Source organism: Pseudoalteromonas aliena SW19 (assembly GCF_014905615.1).
GTDB lineage: Bacteria > Pseudomonadota > Gammaproteobacteria > Enterobacterales > Alteromonadaceae > Pseudoalteromonas > Pseudoalteromonas aliena.
In genome coordinates, this window is sequence record NZ_AQGU01000004.1 from 1 (window position 1) to 813 (window position 813).

Consider the following 813-nt stretch of genomic DNA (forward strand, 5'->3'; position numbering starts at 1 on the left):
TCACTGGTTTACATGTGTGTGACTCTTGAGTCCTTATTAACGCTAACTTTTGTTTACGACATGCATTGGCTAAAAATCCATAGTGGCGAATGCGCATAAACCCTTTGGGCAATATATGTTGTAAATAACGCCGTAAAAATTCGTCACAACTCAGTGTCATGACCTTATTCCGGTTATTATCTTTATAATCGCGGTATTTAAAACTCACTGTTTGTTCATTCGCTGATACCAGCCGTGATTCTGACATCACGCCTTTTCGGGTATAACGTGCAAGGTAACTGACTAACTTTTCACTGTACGTTAAACAGGCTTTGCTATAAACACACCATTTAGTCGGGGTGCTTACCTTCGCGAATGAACTATCGCATTCATTGAGCGCCGCGAGCATTTTTCCTCTAAAGACCGTTGATAATGCTTTTACTGGGTATAAATAACCTTTTTCTATTTCGTGCCAGTGTGCTTTACCAAGCGCTCCTGCGGGTATCAAGCAATGCAGGTGAATATGCTGACTTAAGTTTTGCCCCCACGTATGCAGCACGCTAGTCATGCCTAACTGGCCATGCTTTTTCCGTTTCGCAAATTTACTCAGCGTTTGCCATGTGGCTTTGAATAAACACTGATACAACGCGTTTGGGTTATAGTGAGCAATGATATTCAACTCATGAGGGAGTGTAAAAACAAGGTGGAAATACCGACACGGTAATAAATCTTCCTGCTGTTTTTGCACCCATTTAGCCGTAGCCATCCCTTGGCAACGTGGGCAATGACGGTCTCGACAACTACACCCAATTTGTTGTACTTCACTACAGTTAT

The 813-nt window shown here is 42.4% G+C and carries 1 protein-coding gene; it reads right to left on the minus strand.

Translation table 11 applies throughout. The features are described from left to right. The coding region (locus PALI_RS00020; protein ID WP_193154355.1) for an IS91 family transposase at positions 1-813 on the minus strand (813 nt) is incomplete at both ends.